This window comes from Janthinobacterium rivuli, from assembly GCF_029690045.1.
Lineage (GTDB): Bacteria > Pseudomonadota > Gammaproteobacteria > Burkholderiales > Burkholderiaceae_D > Janthinobacterium > Janthinobacterium rivuli.
In genome coordinates, this window is the sequence record NZ_CP121464.1 from 4681772 (window position 1) to 4704285 (window position 22514).

Annotated in this window: 24 protein-coding genes; 8 read left to right on the plus strand and 16 right to left on the minus strand. The window is 62.3% G+C overall.

The genetic code is table 11. From position 1 onward, the window contains the following. Positions 1–162: 162 nt before the first annotated feature. Positions 163–1089 carry a LysR family transcriptional regulator gene (locus P9875_RS21240; protein WP_251351450.1) on the minus strand — a complete coding sequence of 309 codons (927 nt, stop codon included), beginning with the start codon at positions 1087–1089 and terminating at the stop codon, positions 163–165. 162 nt (positions 1090–1251) lie between these two features. On the opposite strand from P9875_RS21240, the gene P9875_RS21245 reads away from it, so the two are divergent. The 6 genes from P9875_RS21245 to P9875_RS21270 all read left to right on the plus strand — a co-directional run bounded on the left by P9875_RS21245 (position 1252) and on the right by P9875_RS21270 (position 8099). After that, the gene (locus P9875_RS21245) at positions 1252–1953 is read left to right on the plus strand and encodes a pirin family protein (protein WP_099400388.1); all 702 of its coding nucleotides are present in this window, start codon (positions 1252–1254) and stop codon (positions 1951–1953) included. Between the two features lie 27 nt (positions 1954–1980). Next, positions 1981–2367 carry a DoxX family protein gene (locus P9875_RS21250; RefSeq protein WP_099400387.1) on the plus strand — a complete coding sequence of 129 codons (387 nt, stop codon included), beginning with the start codon at positions 1981–1983 and terminating at the stop codon, positions 2365–2367. A gap of 156 nt (positions 2368–2523) precedes the next feature. Next, positions 2524–4773 carry a PhoX family protein gene (locus P9875_RS21255; RefSeq protein WP_099400386.1) on the plus strand — a complete coding sequence of 750 codons (2250 nt, stop codon included), beginning with the start codon at positions 2524–2526 and terminating at the stop codon, positions 4771–4773. A gap of 220 nt (positions 4774–4993) precedes the next feature. Next, on the plus strand, positions 4994–5647 hold the full coding sequence (gene ribA, locus P9875_RS21260; protein ID WP_070224093.1) for a GTP cyclohydrolase II: 654 nt from the start codon (positions 4994–4996) through the stop codon (positions 5645–5647). Between the two features lie 71 nt (positions 5648–5718). After that, complete coding sequence (locus P9875_RS21265) at positions 5719–7122, plus strand: S1 family peptidase (RefSeq protein WP_099400385.1); 1404 nt, start codon at positions 5719–5721, stop codon at positions 7120–7122. Next, a complete protein-coding gene (locus tag P9875_RS21270) occupies positions 7119–8099 on the plus strand; it encodes an FHA domain-containing protein (protein ID WP_099400384.1) in 981 nt (326 codons plus the stop codon). Before P9875_RS21265 ends, P9875_RS21270 begins: the two co-directional genes overlap by 4 nt. Before the next feature lie 97 nt (positions 8100–8196). Here P9875_RS21270 and P9875_RS21275 read toward each other — a convergent pair whose 3' ends face one another. Beyond that, positions 8197–8580, minus strand: a complete 384-nt coding sequence (locus tag P9875_RS21275) for a PEP-CTERM sorting domain-containing protein (protein ID WP_099400675.1) — start codon at positions 8578–8580, stop codon at positions 8197–8199. 513 nt (positions 8581–9093) lie between these two features. Between P9875_RS21275 and P9875_RS21280 the strand changes: the two genes are divergently transcribed. Then, a complete protein-coding gene (locus tag P9875_RS21280; protein WP_034779482.1) occupies positions 9094–9432 on the plus strand; it encodes an MmcQ/YjbR family DNA-binding protein in 339 nt (112 codons plus the stop codon). Here P9875_RS21280 and P9875_RS21285 read toward each other — a convergent pair whose 3' ends face one another. After that, complete coding sequence (locus P9875_RS21285; RefSeq protein ID WP_035820491.1) at positions 9433–10053, minus strand: TetR/AcrR family transcriptional regulator; 621 nt, start codon at positions 10051–10053, stop codon at positions 9433–9435. Positions 10054–10145: 92 nt separating this feature from the next. On the opposite strand from P9875_RS21285, the gene P9875_RS21290 reads away from it, so the two are divergent. Continuing rightward, positions 10146–11360 carry an MFS transporter gene (locus P9875_RS21290; RefSeq protein ID WP_278316535.1) on the plus strand — a complete coding sequence of 405 codons (1215 nt, stop codon included), beginning with the start codon at positions 10146–10148 and terminating at the stop codon, positions 11358–11360. Between the two features lie 3 nt (positions 11361–11363). Here P9875_RS21290 and P9875_RS21295 read toward each other — a convergent pair whose 3' ends face one another. The 13 genes from P9875_RS21295 to nuoI all read right to left on the minus strand — a co-directional run bounded on the left by P9875_RS21295 (position 11364) and on the right by nuoI (position 22509). Further along, complete coding sequence (locus tag P9875_RS21295) at positions 11364–11666, minus strand: hypothetical protein (protein ID WP_099400381.1); 303 nt, start codon at positions 11664–11666, stop codon at positions 11364–11366. A 57-nt stretch (positions 11667–11723) separates the two neighbouring features. Then, positions 11724–12887 carry a PQQ-dependent sugar dehydrogenase gene (locus tag P9875_RS21300; RefSeq protein WP_278316536.1) on the minus strand — a complete coding sequence of 388 codons (1164 nt, stop codon included), beginning with the start codon at positions 12885–12887 and terminating at the stop codon, positions 11724–11726. A gap of 36 nt (positions 12888–12923) precedes the next feature. Then, positions 12924–13427, minus strand: coding sequence for a 2-C-methyl-D-erythritol 2,4-cyclodiphosphate synthase (gene ispF, locus P9875_RS21305; protein WP_278316537.1), 504 nt, complete (start codon positions 13425–13427; stop codon positions 12924–12926). A 20-nt stretch (positions 13428–13447) separates the two neighbouring features. Then, positions 13448–14149, minus strand: coding sequence for a 2-C-methyl-D-erythritol 4-phosphate cytidylyltransferase (gene ispD, locus P9875_RS21310; RefSeq protein ID WP_278316538.1), 702 nt, complete (start codon positions 14147–14149; stop codon positions 13448–13450). A 12-nt stretch (positions 14150–14161) separates the two neighbouring features. Next, positions 14162–14857, minus strand: a complete 696-nt coding sequence (locus tag P9875_RS21315; RefSeq protein ID WP_278316539.1) for a hypothetical protein — start codon at positions 14855–14857, stop codon at positions 14162–14164. An 8-nt stretch (positions 14858–14865) separates the two neighbouring features. Further along, positions 14866–15438, minus strand: a complete 573-nt coding sequence (locus P9875_RS21320) for an NUDIX domain-containing protein (protein WP_035820504.1) — start codon at positions 15436–15438, stop codon at positions 14866–14868. 57 nt (positions 15439–15495) lie between these two features. Beyond that, a complete protein-coding gene (locus tag P9875_RS21325; protein ID WP_070288753.1) occupies positions 15496–15819 on the minus strand; it encodes a DUF2818 family protein in 324 nt (107 codons plus the stop codon). A gap of 3 nt (positions 15820–15822) precedes the next feature. Then, complete coding sequence (gene nuoN, locus P9875_RS21330) at positions 15823–17325, minus strand: NADH-quinone oxidoreductase subunit NuoN (RefSeq protein WP_278316540.1); 1503 nt, start codon at positions 17323–17325, stop codon at positions 15823–15825. A gap of 16 nt (positions 17326–17341) precedes the next feature. Next, on the minus strand, positions 17342–18841 hold the full coding sequence (locus P9875_RS21335) for an NADH-quinone oxidoreductase subunit M (protein WP_035820511.1): 1500 nt from the start codon (positions 18839–18841) through the stop codon (positions 17342–17344). A gap of 29 nt (positions 18842–18870) precedes the next feature. After that, entirely contained in the window at positions 18871–20970 is a 2100-nt protein-coding gene (nuoL, locus tag P9875_RS21340; RefSeq protein ID WP_034749978.1) for an NADH-quinone oxidoreductase subunit L, read from the minus strand. A gap of 46 nt (positions 20971–21016) precedes the next feature. Beyond that, positions 21017–21325, minus strand: coding sequence for an NADH-quinone oxidoreductase subunit NuoK (gene nuoK / locus P9875_RS21345; RefSeq protein WP_010399724.1), 309 nt, complete (start codon positions 21323–21325; stop codon positions 21017–21019). Next, positions 21322–21954 (minus strand): NADH-quinone oxidoreductase subunit J, encoded by a 633-nt coding sequence (locus P9875_RS21350; protein WP_034749981.1) that lies wholly within the window; start codon positions 21952–21954, stop codon positions 21322–21324. Before P9875_RS21350 ends, nuoK begins: the two co-directional genes overlap by 4 nt. Positions 21955–22020: 66 nt before the next feature. Continuing rightward, positions 22021–22509 (minus strand): NADH-quinone oxidoreductase subunit NuoI, encoded by a 489-nt coding sequence (gene nuoI, locus P9875_RS21355; RefSeq protein WP_010399726.1) that lies wholly within the window; start codon positions 22507–22509, stop codon positions 22021–22023. Between the last annotated feature and the right edge of the window lie 5 nt (positions 22510–22514).

Sequence of the window (22514 nt, forward strand, 5' to 3'; positions counted from 1 at the left end):
AACCCCACTCGTGGGCCAGGTCAGGGGAAGATATCAGGGGCGCTGCGGTGTGTGTAATCATCAAAATCCCACTGTGGGGCATGGAGGTCGGGCAAGAAATACGATTGCAATACTGCGAATATGGTAACTTAAAAATGTTGGCGTATGTCAACATTTTAAGACCTACGCCGAATGGCCCGGCAGATGCTGCGCCAGGCGGGCAAACACATCCGGTTCGCGCATGCGCGCCATCCACCAGCGCAGCGCGGCGCCATCCTCGCCCACGCGCCAGGCCAGATAAAACGTTTCCGACGGTTTCGGTTCTTCCACGGCCTTTTCCACCAGCAAGCCGCGCGCGATGGCGGCCCGCGCGCACGGCCCCGGCAGGAAGCCAAAGCCCAGCCCCAGCACCTGGTAATCGAACTTGACCTGCATGTTCGGCACGCTCAAGGCATCCTGCCCCAGCAGCAAGCCCACCGTGCGCGGCGCCATCTGGCGCGCCGAATCGGCCACCACCACGGCCCGGTGCTGCTGCAGGTGGCCGCGCGACAACGGTTCCTGCACCTGCGCCAGCGGATGCGTGGGCGCCACGGCAAAGACGAAGTCGAGCATGCCGATCGGCTGCGCGATATAGCCGCCGCCGGCCGGCCCGTCGCCGGGCGCACCCACCAGCAAGTCGGCGCGCCGGTCCAGCAGCGCTTCCCACGTGCCCGACAGCGTGTCTTGCGACAGGCGCAGGCGCGTCTGCTGCGCCACGTCGTAAAAGGCGCGCACGTCATCGGCCAGGGCCACGGCGGAAAACATGGAATCGATGCCGATGGACAATTCCGTTTCCCAGCCGGACGCCACCCTGCGCACGCGGTGCTCGAGGTCCTGCGCCGCCTTCAACAGATAACGGCCCTCTTTCAGCAATTCCTGGCCGGCCGCCGTCAGCATGACTTTCGGGCCATTGCGCTGGAACACCTGCACGCCCAGGTCGTCTTCCAGCTTGGCCACGGTATAGGAAATGGTGGACGGGACTTTATGCAATTCCTTGCCGGCCGACGAGAACGAACCGCGGCGGTCGATGGCGTCGACGATTTGCAAGGCTTCCAGGCTCAGTCTTAACATTCGATTTTTTCGATCATAGGTCGCAATATTTTCCGTTTTTCTTTCGCCGAACAGGGGTCTATACTTTGTTCATCGTACAGCGAAGGGCAGAGGCCACGGCACAGCGCCAGGCAACGGTCCTTCGAAATTATCGCACATTAACTTATAGAAACGGAGTCCACCATGTTACAGATTCGTCATAGCGAAGAACGCGGCGCAGCCAACCACGGCTGGCTCAATTCCCACCACAGCTTTTCCTTCGGCAGCTACCACGATCCGCTGCACATGGGCTTTGGGCCCCTGCTGGTGATCAATGAAGACCGGGTCACGCCTGGCCAGGGTTTCGGCACGCACGGCCACCGCGACATGGAAATCATTTCGTATGTGCTCGACGGCGCGCTGGAACACAAGGACAGCATGGGCACCGGTTCCGTCCTGCACTACGGCGATGTGCAGCGCATGAGCGCCGGCAGCGGCGTGCGCCACAGCGAGTTCAACCACTCGGCAACGGATGGCTTGCACTTCCTGCAGATCTGGATACAGCCGAACGTGACGGGCATTCCCCCCAGCTATGAAGAGAAACACTTCACGCCGGACAGCAAACGGGGCAAGCTGCGCTTGATCGCCTCCTCCGACGGCCGCCAGGGTTCGGTGCTGATCCACCAGAATGCGGCCATCTACGCCAGCATCCTGCAGGAAAGCGAACAGGCCGAACATGCGCTCGACGAAGGCCGCCTCGCCTATGTGCATCTGATCCGCGGCAGCCTGGTCGTCAACGGCACGCCCTTGAAAGCGGGCGATGCGCTGAAACTGACGCAGGAAGCGGCCGTGATCATCACTCAGCCGGAAGATGCGGAATTCCTGCTCTTCGACCTGCCTAAATAATTGATAAATACAACGAAAGAGAAAATCATGGAAAACAGAAGCAACGTATTGTTCCCCCTCGGCCGTGCCGCCCTTGGCGTGCTGTTCTTTGTCTCGGGCTTGCTGAAAATCGGCGGCTTTGCCGGTGTGGCCGGCTACATGGCCAGCCAGGGCTTGCCAATCGCCAATATCTTGCTGGTCGGCGTGATCGTGCTGGAAGTGGGCGGCGGCTTGCTCTTGATCACTGGCTGGCAGGCGCGCTGGGCGGCGCTGGCCCTGGCGCTGTTCCTGATCCCGACGACGCTCATCTTCCACGCCTTCTGGAGCGCCGATGCGGCCCACTTCCAGGACCAGCTGACGAACTTCCTGAAGAACCTGTCCATCTTCGGCGGCATGCTCTTGCTGGTGGAGCGCGGTTTTCGCCAGGCCAGGTAAGACCAAGGCTGCCTGACCGGACGGGCCCGTCATCGACGCGGACCGCCCGGCCGGCGGCCTGTCATTGTTTTGTCATCAGGCTGACATGGCGCTGTCACATTAGCTGATTATCATCCGGTTGCCTTTAAATCACGCAACCACAGGACATCGCAGCCCATGAACAAGCCCAACGATCTGGCCATCAGCGCCACCGATCTGAACGACATTGACAGCAACGCGTCCCACGACAACCATTTCAACAGCATCCTGAACGCCCGCCTGAGCCGCCGCAACTGGCTGCGCGGCAGCGCCGTCACGGCCGCTACCGCCGTCATGGGTTCGATGGGCCTGTCCGCCTGCGGTGGCGGCAGCGACGCCATCGCCGTCACGCCGACGCCAACGCCGACCCCAACACCCGAAAAACTGCTGGCCTTCACGGCCGTGCCGAAAAGCCTGGCCGACGTCGTGTCGGTACCAGCCGGCTACACGGCCACGGCCCTGTATGCGCTGGGCGACTCGCTGCGCGCGGCCACGCCAGCGTACAAGAATGACGGCAGCGATACCGATTTCGACAACCGCGCCGGCGACCACCACGACGGCATGGAATACTACGGCCTGTCCGCCGCCGGTGCGCCGCTGGCGTCCGGCGCCGAACGGGGCTTGCTGGCCATGAACCACGAAGCGACCACGGACGAAACACTGTCCTCGCACTTCCTGCACGTCAATGGCGGCACCACCTCGCTGCCCCGCCCCGCCGCCGAAGTCGACAAGGAAGTGGCCGTCCACGGCCTGAGCGTGGTGGAAGTCAAGAAGACGGGCAGCGCCTGGGCCACCGTCAACGATTCCGCCTTCAACCGCCGCGTCACGCCGCTGACGGACATCGAGCTTGCCGGCCCCGTGCGCGGCAACGCCCTTGTGGTGACCAAGTATTCGCCGACCGGCACCAAGACGCGCGGCACCATCAACAATTGCGGCACGGGCAAGTCGCCCTGGGGCAGCTACCTGTCCGGCGAAGAAAACTGGGCCGGCTACTTCACCCGCTCGGCCACCGACAATGCGGCGCGCGGCGACAAATCCGTCGTGTCGCTGAACCGCTATGGCCGTAGCCAGGGCGGCGCCTCGCGCCACGGCTGGGAAACGGGCGGCAGCGACGATAAGTACGCGCGCTGGAATCTGAGCAAGATCGGCGCCTCGACCAACGGCAGCGACGACTACCGCAATGAATTGAACGGCATGGGCTACATCGTCGAGATGGACCCGTACGACAAAACCAAAGCCATCCGCAAGCGCACGGCGCTGGGCCGCTACGCGCACGAAAGCGCCGCCTTCAGCGTGCCGGCCGTGGGCCAGCAGCTGGCCGTGTACATGGGCGACGATTCGCGCAACGAGTACATCTACAAATTCGTCACGACGGCCGTCTGGGCCGCCGCCGATGCGAACCCGGCTGACCGTATCGCCACCGGCGACAAATACCTCGATTCGGGCAAGCTGTACGTGGCCAAGCTGGCCGCCGACGGCACGGGCCAGTGGATCGAGCTGGCCATGTCGAACGCGCTGATCCAGGCCTACAGCGCCTACAAGTTCGCCGACCTGGCCGACGTGCTGGTGAATGCCCGCCTGGCGGCCGACGCCGTGGGCGCGACAAAGATGGACCGCCCGGAATGGTGCTCGGTCAATCCGGCCAATGGCGAGATCTATTACACGCTGACCAACAATTCGAACCGCACCGTCAATCCGAGCGGCTCGTCGCAGCTGGCGCCGGACAGCGCCAACCCGCGCGCCTACACGGACATGAAGGGCAGCAGCGCGCAAAACGGCAATCCGAACGGCCACATCATCCGCTTCAAGGAAGGCACGGGCGCGGCCGCGGCCACCAGCTTTACGTGGGACGTCTACCTGTTTGGCGCCGAGAGCGGCGCCGACGCCAGCAAGATCAACCTGTCGAACCTGACGGCGGACCAGGATTTCTCCAGCCCGGACGGCCTGGCCTTCAGCCCGTACACGGGCATCTGCTGGATCCAGACGGACGATGGCGCGTACACGGACGTGACCAACTGCATGATGCTGGCGGCCATCCCCGGCAAGGTCGGCGACGGCGCCAAGTCGACCCTGAACTACGCCACGGCGGCCGGCGGCAGCCTGGCCGTCGACACCTTCATCGGCAAGAAACCCACGGCCGACACGCTCAAGCGCTTCCTGGTGGGGCCGGTCGGCTCGGAAATCACGGGCATCAGCGAAACGCCTGATGGCAAGACCATGTTCATCAACATCCAGCATCCGGGCGAAAACACCAAGCTGGCCAATATCGGCGATCCGTCCAAATACACGAGCCAGTGGCCGGCCAACGCCGGTTATGGCGCCGGCAAGCGCCCCCGCTCGGCCACCATCGTGATCACCAAGAACGACGGCGGACGCATCGGCAGCTGATGGACCGTGCCTGGCGGAGGCATCCGCCAGGCAACGCCAGCAATTCACCTTGTAAAAGAAGGAAGTGCCCCTAAGTAAGGTTTATCACCAGACATTGCAACGACCGAATGGCAGCCAGGGAAAACGTTTCCCTGCTTTTTGGTATGATGGCAAGGCGCGCCGGCACCGGAGTGGTGTCGCGCGCCTTTTATTTTTGATAATTACTTATATGAGCACAACCATGCAAAGCGGCGCAGACCTCCTGGCGACAGGCGAATTGGATTACACGACTTCCTGCGCACTGCCGACGCCGTGGGCCCAGTTCACCTTGCACGCCTTTGTCGAGCACGCGACGGGCAAGGAACACCTGGCCATGGTGCTAGGCGATATCGGCAACGGCGAACCGGTGCTGGCGCGCGTGCATTCCGAGTGCCTGACGGGCGACGTGCTGTTTTCGCAGCGCTGCGACTGCGGCGCGCAGCTCGAGGGCGCCCTGAAACGCATCGCCGAGGAAGGCCGCGGCATCTTGCTGTACCTGCGCCAGGAAGGACGCGGCATCGGCCTGATCAACAAGATCCGCGCCTACCGCCTGCAGGAAGCGGGCGCCGACACGGTGCAGGCGAATGAACAGCTGGGCTTCAAGGCCGACGCGCGCAACTACACCTTGTGCAAACCCATGTTCGCGCAATTCGGCATCCACAGCCTGCGCCTGATGACGAACAATCCGCGCAAGATCGCCGCCATGGAAGCGCTGGGCATCACGGTGGCCGAACGGGTGCCGCTGCTGGTCAACCGCAACGCCTTCAACCAGCACTACCTGAATACCAAACAAAGCAAGCTCGGTCACATGATGACGCCGGAAACGGCGCCGGCGCTGGAAGACGGCGCCCTGTAGTCCCCCGGGCTGGCGCGGAACGGCGTGTCACCCGGGCGCCGGCCTCACTCCGGCTCACGCACAAAGGATGCATGAAATTATCTGACTACGCCTTCCTGCTGGCCAGCCTGTGCGCTGCGGCAGGCGCACACGCGGCCCCGGCACCTGCGCCAGCCGCGGCCCCCACCGCCTCGACTCCCCCCATCAAACCGCCGCCGGCCACCGCCGCGCCCGCCGCCACCGAACATGCGGCCTTGCCGCCGCCCTCGTCGGCCGCGCAAAAGCTGTACACGGCCGCGCGCGCCGACATCCTGCAAGTGCGCGTGCTGCTGAAGAACGGCCGCACGCAATCGTCCGTCGGTTCGGGCTTCTTGATCGGCACGGGCGACCTGGTGGTGAGCAACTATCATGTCGTGTCCCAGTTCGCGCTCGACCCCGATACCTACGTGGGAGAGTGGGTCGACACGAGCGGCCAGCGCGGTAACGTGGAATTGCTGGCCGTCGACGTGCTGCACGATCTGGCGGTATTGCGCGTGAACCGCCACGGTACTGGCTTCTTCAAGATGCCGGAAGCGCTGGCGCCGCTGACGCAGGGCCAGTACCTGTATTCGATGGGCAATCCGCTGGACCTGGGCTTCGCCATTTCGGAAGGCTCGTACAACGGCGTCGTCACGCGCAGCTTCTACGACCAGCTGATGTTTACGGGGCCGATCAATTCCGGCATGAGCGGTGGCCCCAGCGTCACGGCGAATGGCGACGTCGCCGGCATCAATGTCTCGAAACGCCTCGATGGCGAACTCGTCAGTTTCCTAGTGCCCGCCCGCTATGCCCAGCAATTGCTGGCCAAGGTGGCGCAGCAAGGCAAGCCGCCGAAAGACTTCAAGCCCCTGGTGACGGCGCAACTGCTGGCGCACCAGGAAGTCATGCTGGCGCGCCTGCTCGACATGCCCTTGAGCCTGAAAGCCATGGGCCCGTACCGCGTGCCCGTGCGCGAGTCCGACCAGATGCGCTGCTGGGGCCGCTCCAACGTCAAGTCCGACAAGCCCTACATGCTCGACAACACCAGTTGCGCCATGGAGTCGGCCATCTTCATTTCCGGCGCCCTGCAGACGGGGCAAGTGTCGATGCGCCACGAATTTTTGCGCAGCAGCGAACTGGGCTCCCTGCGCTTTTCCGAACTGGCCAGCGCGTCGTTCAAGAATGAAAGTTTCGGCAGCTACAAGAGCGTGAACCTGACCGGCCCGCAATGCACCGAACAGTTCGTCAAGAACAAAACCCTGCTCCTGCGCGCCGTGCTGTGCGTGCGCGCCTACCGCAAGTTTACGGGACTGTACGACTTTGCCCTGCTGGCCGCCAGCACCGATGAGCCAATGATGAGCCTGCAAAGCCGCATCGACGCGCGCGGCGTGTCGTACGCCAACGGCATGCGCGTCACGCGCACCTTCCTCGAAGCGCTGTCGCGCGCGCCCTCCACCACCAGCAGCCGCAAGCCATGAAGCCGCCCTATTACATCGAAATCCTCGCCGAGAATGGCGAAGTGCGGCAACGCCAGCGGATCGAGTCCTTGCCGATCCGCATCGGCCGCGGCTACGACAACGACTTCATCCTCGACGACGCGCATACGGCCGCAGCGCACGCCATCGTCGAGGACGACGGCGCTGGTGGCCTGCTGCTGCGCGACCTGGGCAGCCAGAATGGCGTGATCCACCGGGGACAGCGGCAATTGCAAGTGGCCATGAGCGGCAACAGCATCGTGCGCCTCGGCCACACGCGCCTGCGCGTGCGCGCCAGCGATCATCCGGTGGCGCCCGAACTGGGCGACACGACCCGGCACGACTGGGAAGGCTTGCGCCCGGCCGTCGCCGGCCTGGCCATGATCGGCGCCTCGGCCGCCTTCAGCAACTGGCTCAGTGATGCGGATGCCTTCGAGCCGATTTCCTACCTGATGGTCATCGCCTACGCGCTGGCCGGCGGCCTCGTGTGGGCGTCGGTCTGGGCCGTGGCAAACCGGCTGTTCGGCCATGTGGCGCGCTTCGGCCGTCACCTGTTCATCATCGGCTGCGGCTTGCTGGCCATGGAAGTGTGGGAACTGGGCAGCAACGTGGCGGCGTATGCGCTGTCGCTGGAAGCGCTGACGCGCTATGGACGGCACATGTTCATCGTCATCATCTGCGTCATGATCTACTACCATTTGTGCACGATCAAGCCGCAGCATCCGCGCCGCTTCGGCCTCGTCGCCGTCGTGCTGGCGATCATTGGCTCGACCCTGATCCTGCTGAGCAACCTGCAGATCAGCGGCCGCCTTGCCGACGAGACATACATGTCGGTCATTTACCCTCCGGTTCTGCGGGTCAGCCCGGATCACACGATGGACGCCTTCTTCCGCGACGCGGCCGGCCTGCAGCGCGCCGTCGACGCCGAGCGGGGCAAGGCGGCCAAGGGCGCCGACGAAGACGAAGACAGCGGCGATTGAGCCGCCGCCATGCAAAAAGCCCGCCGTGTCCTGACAGACCGGCGGGCTTTTTTACGTGCGCCGCGAGGCGCGCAGAAGAGTGCTGCTTAACTTGCGCTTAGAATTTGTCATCCTGCTTGCGGCGCGCCGTAAAACCCAGCAAGCCCAGGCCGATCAGCAGCATGGCGTAGATGGTCGGTTCCGGCACTTCCGACACCAGGCTGTCGCCGCCGGCAACGCTGGCGGGATGGTTGCCGGCCGCCTTGACCGGTACTTGCTCGCCGGCATCGCAACAGTTTTCCAGGCCTAAGAGGCTCAAGGTATGGCTATCGACCAGCAAGGACTTCGAACCGCCGAGGTACTCGCTCGTCGCGCCATATGCGGCGGAAGCGTGTGCGCCAGCGTCCGAGTAACCGGTGGACAAGGGGACGGTGCTGGCGTTCGCCTGGGCAAACACACCGGCAACGATCAAGGACAAGGCAAATTTGGGCAAGTTTTTCATGATGGTCTCCAATCAGTATTCAACGGGCGCAACAGGCGTGAAGGCGCTTGAGCTGAATACACGCTGCATTGAGGCGTGTCGGCGTAGCGCGGGAAGTGCAAGGATGAGCGGTCGGGGACGTGGCTTCCGCAAAACAGCGCGGACTTGCGGCGTGCCATGGCGGCACTGCAAGCGTCCTGGAAAGGGTTCGGGTTCCCGGGACAAAATCAGACAATTGACGGGTCAGGTGAAACGTTGAATCTATTCTATCTTAAATTCCCTGGAGGAAAAGTATTTTTCTTTTAGTCATGCAAGATACTTTTATGGCAAGCACGCCAAAACAGGCTGGGCAATCCTGCCTGCAAGGGCATTGTGCCCCTCGCGCGCCAGCCGGACCTGTCGCGCTAGCGCCACAAACGCGCGCGCCAGTGTCGCATCTTGCGCATTTCTTTTCGCATGCCGCTGCACCACGGGGCGAAACAGCATGGCAAAATGTAGTCACGCTGCTATCTATCCGAACAGGGGGAAAGAGGAATGGTCGACCTGGAAGAACTACGCTATCTGGCACTGTCGTTTCCCGACACCACCGAGGAAGAACACCACGACCGTCCGGCCTTCCGCGTGGGCGGGAAGATCTTCGCCACCCTGCCCGATGACGAGCACATCAACGTACTGCTCGATGCGGAAGCGGCGCATATCGCCACCGTCATCACGCCATCGGGTTGCGAAAAGCTGTGGTGGGGCGAGCGCCTGGCCGGCATCACGGTGCGCCTGGCGGACGCCGAACTGGACATGCTGGCCGCCGCCCTGACGGCCGCCTGGCGGCGCAAGGCGCCCAGCGACCTGGCCAAGACCATCGCCCCGACAGGGTAGTTACAAGGGCCAATTGCGCAGAAGCAAACCCACCATCTGCTGCAACTGTTCGCGCGAGACGCCGGCCGCCGCCTGGATGGCCATGCCCTGCGACAGGGTCACGACAAAGCGCGCCTGCTGCTCGGGGCAGGAATCGGGCGGCAAATCCCCCTCTTCCCTGGCCCGCCGCAAGCGGTCGCGCAGTTTGATTTCACCGCGCAGCCGGCGCGCGAACAATTCATCGCGGATCGGCAAGGCATCGTCGCTGCACGCCAGCGCCGCATTGACGCCCATGCAGCCGTGCGGCCCGTCGGGCATGGTTTGCGCGTCGACATATTGTGTCAGCAAGGCTTCCACCACCTGGCGCGCCGTCGGCTGTTCCAGCGCCGCATCGAAAAACCGCATGCGCGTGTCGCTGTAGCGCTCGAGCGCCTTGTGGAACAGTTGCTCCTTGTTGCCAAAGACGGCATACAGGCTGGGCCGGTTCATGCCCATGGCTTTCGTCAATTCCGGCAAGGAACTGCCTTCATAGCTCTTTTCCCAGAATACTTTCATGGCGCAATCGAGCGCCGCGTCCTCGTCGAAGGTGCGTGGCCGTCCCGTTTTTGCCTTGCCTACCGCCTCTTTTTTATCTTGTTTCATACCGTTCGGTAAAAAATTATTGACAACGATGTCTGCCTGCCCTGATTATATACCGACCGGTTAAAAACCTTCCAGCTTTTCAGGAACCTCACATGCAAACACCTTCCCACGCTACTGCCGACGATACCACCGTGGCGCCATGGCTGGCCGTCCTGTCGGTCGGCATCGGCGCCTTCGCCCTCGTCACCTCCGAATTCCTGCCCGTCGGCCTGCTGCCGGCCATGGCCGCCGAACTGTCCATCAGCAAGGGCCAGGCGGGCTTGATGATCACCACGCCTGGCATCGTTGCCGCGTTTGCCGCCATCTTCGTCACCGTCGGCTCGGGCCGCCTGGACCGCCGCATCGTGCTGCTGGCGCTGACTGCCCTGCTGGTCGCCTCGAACCTGCTGGTGGCGCTGGCTCCCTCGTATACGTGGATACTGCTGGGCCGCGCCATGCTGGGCGTCGGTGTCGGCGGCTTCTGGGCCATCGGCAGCGCCATCGGCCCGCGCCTGGTGGCGCCACAGCATGCGTCGCGCGCCATGTCCATCATCTTCGCCGGCGTCTCGCTGGGCACGGTGGCGGGCGTGCCGGCCGGTGCGCTGGTGGGCGAGCTGGTGGGATGGCGGGTCGCTTTCGGCGCGGCCAGCGCCATCGCCGTGCTGGTCTTCCTCGGCCAGTTGTTGCTGCTGCCCAAGCTGCCGCCGACACAGGCCATCCGCTTGCGCCAGTTGCCGATGATTTTCGGCATCCGCAAGGCACGCCTGGGTCTGATCGCCACGGCCATGCTCTTCACGGGCCAGTTCGCCGCCTACACGTATATCGCACCCTTCCTCACGCAAATCTCGCACCTGGCGGCCGGCACGGTCAGCGCCATGCTGCTCGTCTACGGCGCTTCCGGCTTCATCGGCAACCTCATGGGCGGCTGGGCCGCCGGCCGCTACGAACGGGCCGCGCTGATGGTGACGGGCGCCGTGCTGGGCTTGTCCACCCTGGCCCTGGCCACGTTCGGCAGCCACTCGCTGACCGCCATGCTGCTGGTGGCCGTGTGGGGTTTCGGTTTCGGCGCCATGCCGATCGCCGTGCAGACGTGGATGTTCAAGGCCGCGCCGGAACTGATGGAAGGCAGCAGCGCGCTGTTTGTCGCCATCGTGCAAGTGTCGCTGGCGTCGGGCGCCTTGCTGGGAGGCATGGCCGTCGACCGGCTCGGTGTATCGAGCGCGATGGTCATCGGTGGCCTGTTCGCCCTCGGCTGCGCGCTGACGATCGCCATTTTCGGCAAGCCGCGCGCCAGCGTCAAGACCGCCGCGGCCTGCATGGCCTCGTAGATGTCAAATGCGGCCGCGACGGAATTCGCCAAGGAATTTCGTCACTTCGGCCGGCGTCATGAGCACGTCCGCATCGCCGTGATACGCATACAGGAAAGGCGTGCCGCCCAGGCGGTCCGTCAGCTTGGCAAAGAGCAGAAAGCGGCTGCCCAGCGGGTACTGTTGCAGGTCGACCAGGCGGCGCGAGCACTGCACGGCCAGTTCCGGTGAAAAAGCCTGGCCCGGCACGGGGCGGATTTCCACGTGGCCATGAATCGCGCGCGATTCGACGGCAACGTGCCGGTATGCATAAGTATCACGGGCCATGCCGCCACCTTGAAGGAAGTAAAGGCGCCATCTTAAGCGAAGATGGCGCCTGCCGTGTTACTGGGGCACGATGCGCAACAGGCGGCCGTTGTCTTCATCCGTCAGCGCATACAGGTAGCCGTCCGGCCCCTGGCGCACGTCGCGCACGCGCGCGCCGATGGCCAGACGGTCCTGCCCCGTCACCTTGCCATTCGCATCGACGGCGATGCGGCGGATATCCTTGGCCGCCAGGCCGCCGCTGAAAATGCTGCCGCGCCAGGCGGCAATCTTGTCGCCCGTGTAGACGGCCAGCCCCGACGGCGCTGGCGACGGCACCCAGGCCACGCTCGGATTGAGCATGCCCGCCACTTCGTGCTTGCCGACCGGTTCATGCGTCGTGTAGTCGGCGCCATAGCTTTGCAGGGGCCAGCCGTAGTTGCCGCCCGCCGTTACCAGGTTCAGCTCATCGCCGCCGTACGGGCCGTGTTCCGTCGCCCACACGCGGCCGGAAACAGGATCGAGTGCCATGCCCTGCACGTTGCGGTGGCCGTACGACCAGATTTCCGGCAAGGCGCCCTTGGCCGCCAGCGGATTGCCGGGCGCCGGTTTACCGTCTTCCGTCAGACGCAGGATGGAACCTTGGTGCGTGGCCAGGTTTTGCGCCTGCTCGCGCGCCAGGCGGTCTTTGATGCGCAACGGCGGATTGCCGCCATCGGCCACGTTCATCAGCAAAGTGCCGTCCGGCAGCCACAGCAGGCGTGAACCGAAGTGCTGGCCGCCGCTCTTGTCCGTGGCGACCTTGAACAGGGTCTGGATGCCCGTCACCTTCTTGCCGTCGAACACGCCGCGCACGAGGGTCGTGCGGTTGGCGTCATTCGTGCCCGTCGACACCGTCATGTAGACGCGTGGATTCGGCTTGCTGGCATCTTGCGGGTGAATGACGATATCGAGCAAGCCGCCCTGCCCGCCCGTAAACACCTTGGGCATGCCTTCCAGCGCCACGTCCTCGAATTTCTTGCCGTTCAGCAGGTGCAAAGTGCCCTGCTTGCTGGTGACGAGCGCGCGGCCCTCGCCCAGCCAGGCGATGCCCCACGGCTGGCGCACGCCCTGCGCGACGGTCTCGGCCTTCCAGCCCTGTTTCGCGGTGGGCGGCTCGCCCGTGGCTTGCAGTTCGGCGTGGGCCGATGGCGCGGCGGTCAGTGCGAATGCAAGCACAATGCTGATACGGCGTCGCTGGAACATGCTCTCTCCTGTCAGTGGTCGATGGTCGGTGGCGTATCAGGCCCGCAGCAGCAAGGCCACGGCTTCGGCCGCGATGCCTTCTTCCCGGCCCAGGTAGCCCAGTTTTTCATTCGTCTTGGCCTTGATGTTGACTTGCCCCACACTTACGCCCAAGTCTTCCGCCACGTTGGCGCACATGGCGGCGATGTGCGGCGCCATCTTCGGGCGCTGGGCGATGATGGTGGCGTCGATATTGCCGATGATATAACCGGTCGCTTGCACGCGGCGCACGGCTTCGCGCAGCAAGGTGCGCGAATCGGCACCCTTGAATTGCGCGTCCGTGTCGGGGAAATGACGGCCGATGTCGCCCAGGGCGGCGGCGCCGAAAATGGCGTCCGTGATGGCGTGCAGCAGCACGTCGGCGTCGGAGTGGCCGAGCAAGCCCAGGTGATGGGGGATGTTCACGCCGCCGATGATCAGGTCGCGGTTTTCCACCAGCGCGTGGCAGTCATAGCCTTGGCCAATGCGAAATGGCAATACGGGAGGGGTGATGGTCGTCATGCGGTCTTTCGATTCAGGATTCAAGGATGGGCCAAATACAGCTCGGCCGTGTGTATGTCGCGCGGCAAGGTCACCTTCAGGTTGCGCGGATGACCCTCGACGAGCCAGGGCGCCAGGCCCAGCGCTTCGACAGCGCTGGCGTCATCGGTAATCGCTTGCGGATCGGGCGCTTCGGACAAGGCTTGGTGCAGCAGCGCATAGCTGAACATTTGCGGCGTCTGCGCCAGCCACAGGCCGTCGCGCGGCACCGTCTGCGCTGACACATGGGCAGGGCCGGCCCGCTTGACGGTATCGACCACGGGCAAGGCCAGCAAGCCGCCGGCCGGGTGGTCGCCCACCTCCGTGATGAGTTTTGCGATCAGCGCCGGCGTCAGGCCGGGACGCGCCGCGTCGTGCACCAGCACCTGATCGTGGGCAGCGATGCTGCCGTGCAAGGCGTGCAAGCCATTCAGGATGCTGTCCATGCGCGTGGCGCCGCCGCAGCGCAGTACAGTCACGCCATGCGCCGGCACGACCGTGTCGATCACGCCATCGTCGGCGCTGACGACGACATAGGTGTGCGCGATCAGGGGACTGGCAAGAAAGGCGTCGAGCGCGTGGCGCAGCATCGGTTTGCCGGCGATGGCTAAATATTGCTTGGGACTGCCCGCTTCCATGCGCGCGCCCACGCCGGCGGCGGGAATCAGCGCAAAGTAGCGGATGGTGTTCGGTGCTGCTGTCATGCCATTCCTTGTCTAGTTGGCGGACGCTGTCTTGCCCGTCAGGATGTTCTGGATCTCGCCCTTGCAGGCCTTGCCCAGACGCGCATATTCTTGCGGAGAATCAATGGCCGCCTGCAAGGCTTCCACCTTGCGCATTTCGGCCTTGACGTATGGCAACCAGCCCGTGTCGATCTCGCGCGCCAGCGCCGCCTTGGCCGTGCCGCTGGGCGCATACAGGGGCCGCGCCTCGAAGCGCTTGGCCAGCGACGCGCGCACGGTTTTTTCCACGCGCGGCAAGTGTTCCATATAGGTCTTCATGTGCCGCAGCTCGTGCGCGAGTATCTCATCATACGCGCAAGTGCCTGGCGCAAACTCGCGGCCGATATAGATCACCACGGGCGCATATGTGAGGGACACGGTGATCTGCGGCGCCACGCATTCATAGCCGCTGGCCGGATCTTGCAGCATGGGACCGGCCAGGGCGATGGCGACGCGCGAATCCGTCTTCGTCAAGCCCAGCACCCAGGTGTTGGCGCGCGCCATGCCCTTCATCACCGTCAGCGCCTTGTATGGCAGATGCGTGTCGATGCTGTAGCCGTTCTGCTGCGCCGTCAGCACGGACACCGTCTTGCTGATCGTGTCCTCGCAGCGCACCTGGAACGGCGTGCGCGCGGCCCCGTGCGCACCCAGGCTGGCCGACGCCAGCAGCAGGAAGATTGCCGTGCGCATGCGCTGTATCAAGCCGCTTGCCAGGCGCCGCTGGTGATCTTGTCGAGCCAGAAGATGCCGATGACGGTTTTCACGTCCGTGATCGTGCCATCCTTGACCCAGTCCAGCAGCTGCGGCACGGTGGCCGTGAATGTTTCCAGGAATTCGCCCTCGTCGAGCTGGCGTTCGCCGGCGACCAGGCCGCGCGCCAGGAACAATTCCAGGTGTTCGTCGGAATACGCGATGGCGTTGTGGATGGTGGAGACGAATTGCCAGTCGCTGGCCGTGTAGCCCGTCTCTTCCAGCAACTCGCGCTGGGCGCACGCCAGGTGCGATTCGCCCGCGTCGATCTTGCCGGCCGGGAATTCAATGAAGATCCGGTCCAGCGGATAGCGGTACTGGCGCTCCATCAGCACCGTGCCATCGTCGAGCAGCGGCAGGATGACGACGGCGCCCGGATGCAGGACGAATTCGCGCGCCGTGATCTTGCCGTCAGGCAGGGCGACACGGTCGCGCTGCACGCGCAGGAAGCCGCCTTGGTAGACGAGCTCGCCATCGACCTTGGTTTCAATCAATTGCGTATCAGTGGCTTGCGTATCCATGGAATTCCTTTATTCAATAAAAAACGGCGCCAGAGGCGCCGCTTTCGGAGATGTTGCCTAGCGGCGTTTGCGCAGGTAACGTGTTACGAAACCCGGGAAAGCCAGCACCAGGAACAGACAGCCGGTGATGGCATAGAACTCCCATGTCTGCGGGAAACCGTTGCCGATGCGCGCTTCGAGCGCGAAGGCCACGGCGCCGACGATGAAGTACAGAATCACCATCTCCAGCAGGCGCAGCGCCAGCGGCTTGCGCCAGCCCTGCTCCGCCTGCGCCGCCTTTTTCAGGGGCACGGCGGCAAACAGCTTCTCGTTCAGGAAAGGCAGGTTGGCGCCCAGGATACCCAGGGCGATCACCAGCCAGCTCGAAGCGGTGACATCCATCGGTCAGGACGCCAGGGTCTTGGTGATGGCCGAAGCGCAGGCCGCCAGGATGCTCTCAGGCATCACGCCCAGCGCCAGGACGAACACGCCGTTCAAAGCCAGCACGACGCGCATGTCGCCATGCACGACCAGCGCATTGCTGTCCGTCGGCTCGTCAAACCACATCATTTTCACGACGCGCAGGTAGTAGAAGGCACCGATCAGCGAGAACAGCACGGCAGCGATGGTCAGCCACAGCTGGCCCGTGGCCAGCACGGAAGCCAGCACCGAGTACTTGGCCATGAAGCCCATCAGCGGCGGCACGCCGGCCAGCGAGAACATGAACAGGGTCATCACCAGGGCGAAGATCGGGCTGCGTTTGCCCAGACCCTTGAAGTCGGCCAGTTCTTCTGCTTCGAAACCATTACGTGCCAGCAACATGATCACGCCGAAGGTACCCAGGGTGGTGAACACGTAGGTGATGACGTAGTACATCGACGCGCCGTAAGCGGTCGCTGCGCCAGCCGCGTTCAGGGTGTTGTTCGGTGCGTCAACGGTACCGGACAGCAGACCCAGCAGCACGAAGCCCATTTGTGCGATGGTCGAGTACGCCAACATACGCTTCAAATTGGTTTGCGCGATGGCGGTGAAGTTACCGATGGCCAGCGACATCACGGCCAGCACCAGCAGCATTTGCTGCCAGTCATGCGCCATTGGCAGCAAGCCCTCGCCCAGCAAACGCAGGGTGATGGCAAACGCGGCCAGTTTCGGCGCGCCGCCCAGCAGCAAGGTCACGGCCGTTGGCGAACCTTGATACACGTCAGGCACCCACATGTGGAATGGCACGACGCCCAGTTTGAAGGCCAGGCCGGCAACGAGGAACACCAGGCCAAAGACCATGATGGTGCCGTTGGTCTTGCCGTTTTCCAGCGCCACGCGCAGTTCGCCCAGGTCCAGGGTGCCGGACGCGCCGTACAGCATCGAGATACCGTACAACATGAAACCGGAGGCCAGTGCGCCCAGGATGAAGTATTTCATGGCCGCTTCCGTGGCCTTGGCATTGTCACGGCGCAAAGCGATCAGTGCGTACAGCGACAGCGACATCAGTTCCAGACCCAGGTAGATGATCAGGAAGTTGTTGGCCGAGATCATGATCATCTGACCCAGCAGTGCAAACAGGGCCAGCACGTAGAACTCGCCGCCCAGGTTACCCGACAGCATGTTGCGGTCGGTGGCATAGGCACGCGAGTAGATCAGGGTCAGCGCCACGGCGCCGTACGAGAACAGTTTCAGCAGCTGCGACATCGGGTCCGACACGAACATGTTGTGGAACGTGTAGACGGTGGTGCCCGCGTTGAAGTCGCCCACGGTCAGCAAGGCGCAGCCGGCCAGGGTCAGCAAGGCCAGCACGTAAGTGATCGAACGCTTCGCCGCAGGCAAGAACATATCGATCAGCAAGAGCGCCGACGTGGCGATCAGCAGAAAGATTTCCGCGTACAGCGGTACCAGATTAGGTGCATTAGTCATGTTATCGGTCTTCTATTTAAGGCAACTTGCTGGTGGCGACATGCTGCAGCAGGTCAGCAACCGAAGTTTGCATCGTGTCGGTGAACGGGGCTGGGTACAGACCCATCACGAGCACGGCGATGGCCAGCACAGCAAGCATGAAGAATTCACGTTTGTTGATGTCGGTCAGTTCGGCCACATGCTTGTTCTTGATCTTGCCGAACACCACGCGCTTGGCCATCCACAGCGAGTACGCCGCGCCCCAGATCAGTGCCGTTGCAGCCAGCAGACCGATCCAGAAGTTGTATTTCACTGCGCCCAGGATCACCATGAACTCGCCGACGAAGCCGGAAGTGGCTGGCAGACCGCAGTTGGCCATCGAGAACAGCACGAAGAAGGCGGCAAATTTCGGCATGCGGTTCACGACGCCGCCGTAATCGGCGATATTGCGGGTATGCATGCGGTCATACAGCACGCCGATGCACAGGAACATCGCGCCGGAGATGAAACCGTGCGAGACCATCTGCACGATACCGCCCTGCACCGAAATGTCGTTGAACATGAAGAAGCCCAGGGTGACGAAACCCATGTGCGCGATCGACGAATAGGCGACCAGTTTTTTCATGTCGGTTTGCACCAGGGCAACCAGACCGATGTAGATCACGGCGATCAGCGACAGGGTGATCATGAAGCCCGACAGGTAGTGGCTGGCGTCCGGCGTGATCGGCAACGAGAAACGCAGGAAGCCGTAGGCGCCCAGTTTCAGCATGATGGCGGCCAGCACGGCGGAACCGCCGGTAGGCGCTTCCACGTGGACGTCCGGCAGCCACGTGTGGACAGGGAACATCGGCACTTTCACGGCAAACGCCATCAGGAAGGCCAGGAAGATGAAGATCTGTTCGTTCATCGTCAGCTTGAACGCATGCCAGGCCAGGATGTCAAAGGTGCCCGACACATTGCGCAGGTAGATGATGGCAACCAGGGTCAGCAGCGAACCGAAGAAGGTGTACAGGAAGAACTTGAACGACGCGTACACGCGGTTCGAACCGCCCCAGATACCGATGATGATGAACATCGGGATCAGGGTTGCTTCAAAGAAGAAGTAGAACAACAAGCCGTCCAGCGCGCAGAACACGCCGATCATCAGGCCCGACAGGATCAAAAACGAGCCCATGTACTGGGCGATGCGCTTCTCGATCACTTGCCAGGCCGAAATGACGACGATGACGGTGATGAACGCCGTCAGTGGCACGAACCACAAGGACAGGCCGTCGATACCCAGCGAGTACCAGATATTGAAGGTTGCTATCCACGGTGCTTTTTCGACGAATTGCATGCCGTGTGCGGCGTTGTCGAAATGCTGGATCAGCGGCAAGGTGCACAGCATGCTGAGCACGGCGCCAGCCAGCGACAGCCAGCGGGTAAAGCCCGCTTTGCTGTCACGGCCGAGAGCCAGGATCAGGACGCCGCAAATGATCGGCACCCAGATCGACAGACTCAGGTAAGGAGGTAGTGTAGAAATCGTAGACTGCATCATGGTTCTCAGTATTCTTTTATCAGGTCAGCTTACTTAGCGGGCCAGAATGGCAGGAAATAGATCAGGAAGCCCAGCACGCCCAGGATCATCACGAATGCATAGTGATAGATGTAGCCAGTCTGCAACACTCGCGACAGCGAGGACAGCCAGGCGACGACCTTGGCGCTACCGTTGACCAGCAGGCCATCGATCAGCTTCTTGTCACCGAAGTTCCACAGGCCATTACCCAGCAAGCGGGCACCGCCGGCGAACACGACTTCATTGAACTTGTCCATGTAGTACTTGTTGTCCAGCAGGGTGTGGATCGCGTGGAACTTGGCAAAGAACCAGGCCGGTACACGCGGGTTGACCATGTAGCAGTAGTAGGCTGCCACCACGCCGGACAATGCCAGCCAGAACGGTGCCGTCGACAGGCCGTGGATCGCCATCGCCATTGCGCCGTGGAATTCATGCGACAACTCTTCCATTGCTGGATGGTTTTCGCCGACGAAGATCACGCCCTTGAAGAAATCGCCATGCAGCATCGGGCCGATCGTCAGGTAACCGATGATCAGCGAAGGAATCGCCAGCATCACCAGCGGGAACCAGACGACGAATGGTGACTCGTGCGGCTTCTGGCCAGGTTCCAGACCGTGGTGCGCGTGGTCGTCTTCCTCTTCCTCGTGATGATCGTCATGTGCATCGCCGTGCGCGCCATGGGCCGCTTTCGGTGCGTGATGGTCGTCATGACCGTGCGCGTGCGCCTGGCCGAAACGTTCCTTGCCGTGGAAGACGAGGAAGTACATGCGGAACGAGTAGAAGGCGGTGACGAACACGCCAGCCAGCACGGCGAACTGGGCAAAGCCAGCGCCCCAGATGTGCGTCGCTTCGACGGCTTCGATGATGCTGTCTTTCGAGTAGAAACCGGAGAACAGCGGCGTGCCGATCAGGGCCAGCGAACCGACCAGTGACGTGATCCACGTGATCGGCATGTATTTGCGCAGGCCACCCATGTTGCGGATATCCTGGTCATGGTGCATGCCGATGATGACGGAACCGGCGCCCAGGAACAGCAGTGCCTTGAAGAATGCGTGTGTCATCAGGTGGAACACGGCCACGGAGTACGCGGACGAACCCAGCGCGACGGTCATGTAGCCCAGCTGCGACAGGGTCGAGTAAGCGACGACGCGCTTGATGTCGTTCTGGATGATGCCCAGGAAGCCCATGAACAATGCCGTGATGGAGCCGATCACCAGGATGAAGGACAGTGCCGTGTCGGACAGTTCGAACAGCGGCGACATGCGCGAGACCATGAAGATACCGGCCGTCACCATCGTCGCGGCGTGAATCAGTGCCGAGATCGGGGTAGGACCTTCCATCGAGTCAGGCAGCCACACGTGCAGCGGGAACTGCGCCGACTTGCCCATCGCGCCGATGAACAGGCAGATGCAGGCAACGGTCAGCAGGGCCCAGTCGGTACCAGGCAGGCTCAACAGAGCCAGTTCGTCTTTCTTGGCGAACACTTCCTGGTAGTTCATGGTGCCGGCGTAAGCCAGCAGCAGGCCGATGCCCAGGATGAAGCCGAAGTCGCCCACGCGGTTGACCAGGAAAGCCTTCATGTTGGCCACGATGGCCGTCGGACGCTGGTACCAGAAACCGATCAAGAGGTAAGAAACCAGGCCCACGGCTTCCCAACCGAAGAACAGTTGCAGGAAGTTGTTGGCCATGACCAGCATCAGCATCGAGAACGTGAACAGCGAGATGTAGGCGAAGAAGCGGTTGTAGCCTTCGTCGTCCTTCATGTAGCCGATCGTGTAGATGTGCACCATCAGGGAAACGAAGGTGACCACGCACATCATCATCGCCGACAGCGAATCGATCTGGAAGCCCACTTCCATCTTCAGGGTGCCGATCGTCATCCAGTTATAGATGGTGCCATTGAATGTCGCGCCATCCATCACTGCCAGCAGTGTCTGCACGGACAGGATGAACGCAATCAGTACGCCCAGGATCGTCGCGGTATGCGACGTCTTGCGTCCGACCAAATTACCCAGGAACTGGGTGCCAAGCAAGCCTGCAATCGCGGCACCGGCCAGCGGCGCCAGCGGTACGGCAAGAAGGAGGTTAGGGTTGAGGAGTTGCCCCGCCATGATGAACCTTAATCGTTATTATTCGAGAGATCGAGTCTGAAAAACATCAGCCTTTGAGGCTGTCCAGGTCTTCGACGTTGATGGTATCCAGATTACGGAACATCACCACCAGAATAGCCAGACCGATAGCCGACTCAGCGGCGGCAACCGTCAGGATGAAGAAAACGAAGATCTGACCGGCCGCGTCGCCCATGAAATGGGAGAACGCGATGAAATTCATATTCACCGCCAGCAGCATCAATTCGATTGCCATCAGCAATACGATGATGTTCTTGCGGTTCAGGAAAATACCGACGATCGAGATTGCGAACAGGATCGCGCCCAGGACCAAAAAATGTGTGAGCGATAATGTCATGGTGCCTCCTTAACTTCCGGCTCAGCCGCAGGACGCTCGACTACCGCGTCCATCTTGATGATCTTCAGGCGGTCGTTGCGCTTGACGCGCACGGCGTCGCCTGGAGCAAAGTGCTTGGTGTCCTTGCGTTTGCGCAAAGTCAGTGCAACCGCGGCAACGATGGCCACCAGCAGCACGACGGCGGCGATCTCGAAGGCGAACACATATTCCGTGTAGATCAGCAGGCCCAGTTCCTTGGTGCCGCCCAGGTTGACGTTGACCGGAGCGATGCTAGGCGCAAAGTTGCGGAAACCGTGCCACAGGACAGCGGCCATTTCCAGCACGATGATCACGCCCACCGTCACCGACAAAGGCAGATAGCCCCAGAAGCCTTCGCGCATGCGGTCGATATTGATATCGAGCATCATGACCACGAAGAGGAACAGCACCATCACGGCGCCGACGTACACCAATACCAGCACGATGGCCAGGAATTCAGCTTGCAGCAGCATCCAGATGCCCGCTGCGGAAAAGAACGACAGTACCAGGAACAGTACTGCGTGGACCGGATTACGGGCCGTGATGACGCGCGTCGCTGCCAGAATCAAGATCAGCGCGAAGGCGTAAAACAAAATTGTTTTAAAGTCCATAAAAAACCCAATAGACGTACAGATGAACGAGGGGCGCGCCGCAGCTTTGGGGCTGCGGCGCATCCATCAGCGATAAGGTGCGTCGGCGGCGCGCGCAGCGGCGATGTCATTTTCATAACGATCACCCACGGCCAGCAACATCTCTTTCGTGTAATACAAATCCCCGCGTTTCTCGCCGTGGTATTCCAGGATTTGCGTCTCGACGATCGAATCGACCGGGCAGGACTCTTCGCAGAAACCGCAGAAGATGCACTTGGTCAAATCAATATCGTAACGCGTGGTGCGGCGCGAGCCGTCGTCACGCTGTTCCGATTCGATCGTGATGGCCATCGCCGGGCAAACCGCTTCGCACAGTTTGCAGGCGATGCAACGTTCCTCGCCGTTCGGGTAGCGGCGCAGCGCGTGCAAGCCACGGAAACGCGGCGAGATCGGTGTCTTCTCTTCCGGGAATTGCACCGTGATCTTGCGCGAAAACATGTACTTGCCTGTCAACGCCATGCCCTTGATCAGCTCGCCTAACAAGAGGCTGCTGAAGAAATCTTTTACCTTATCCATTCGTA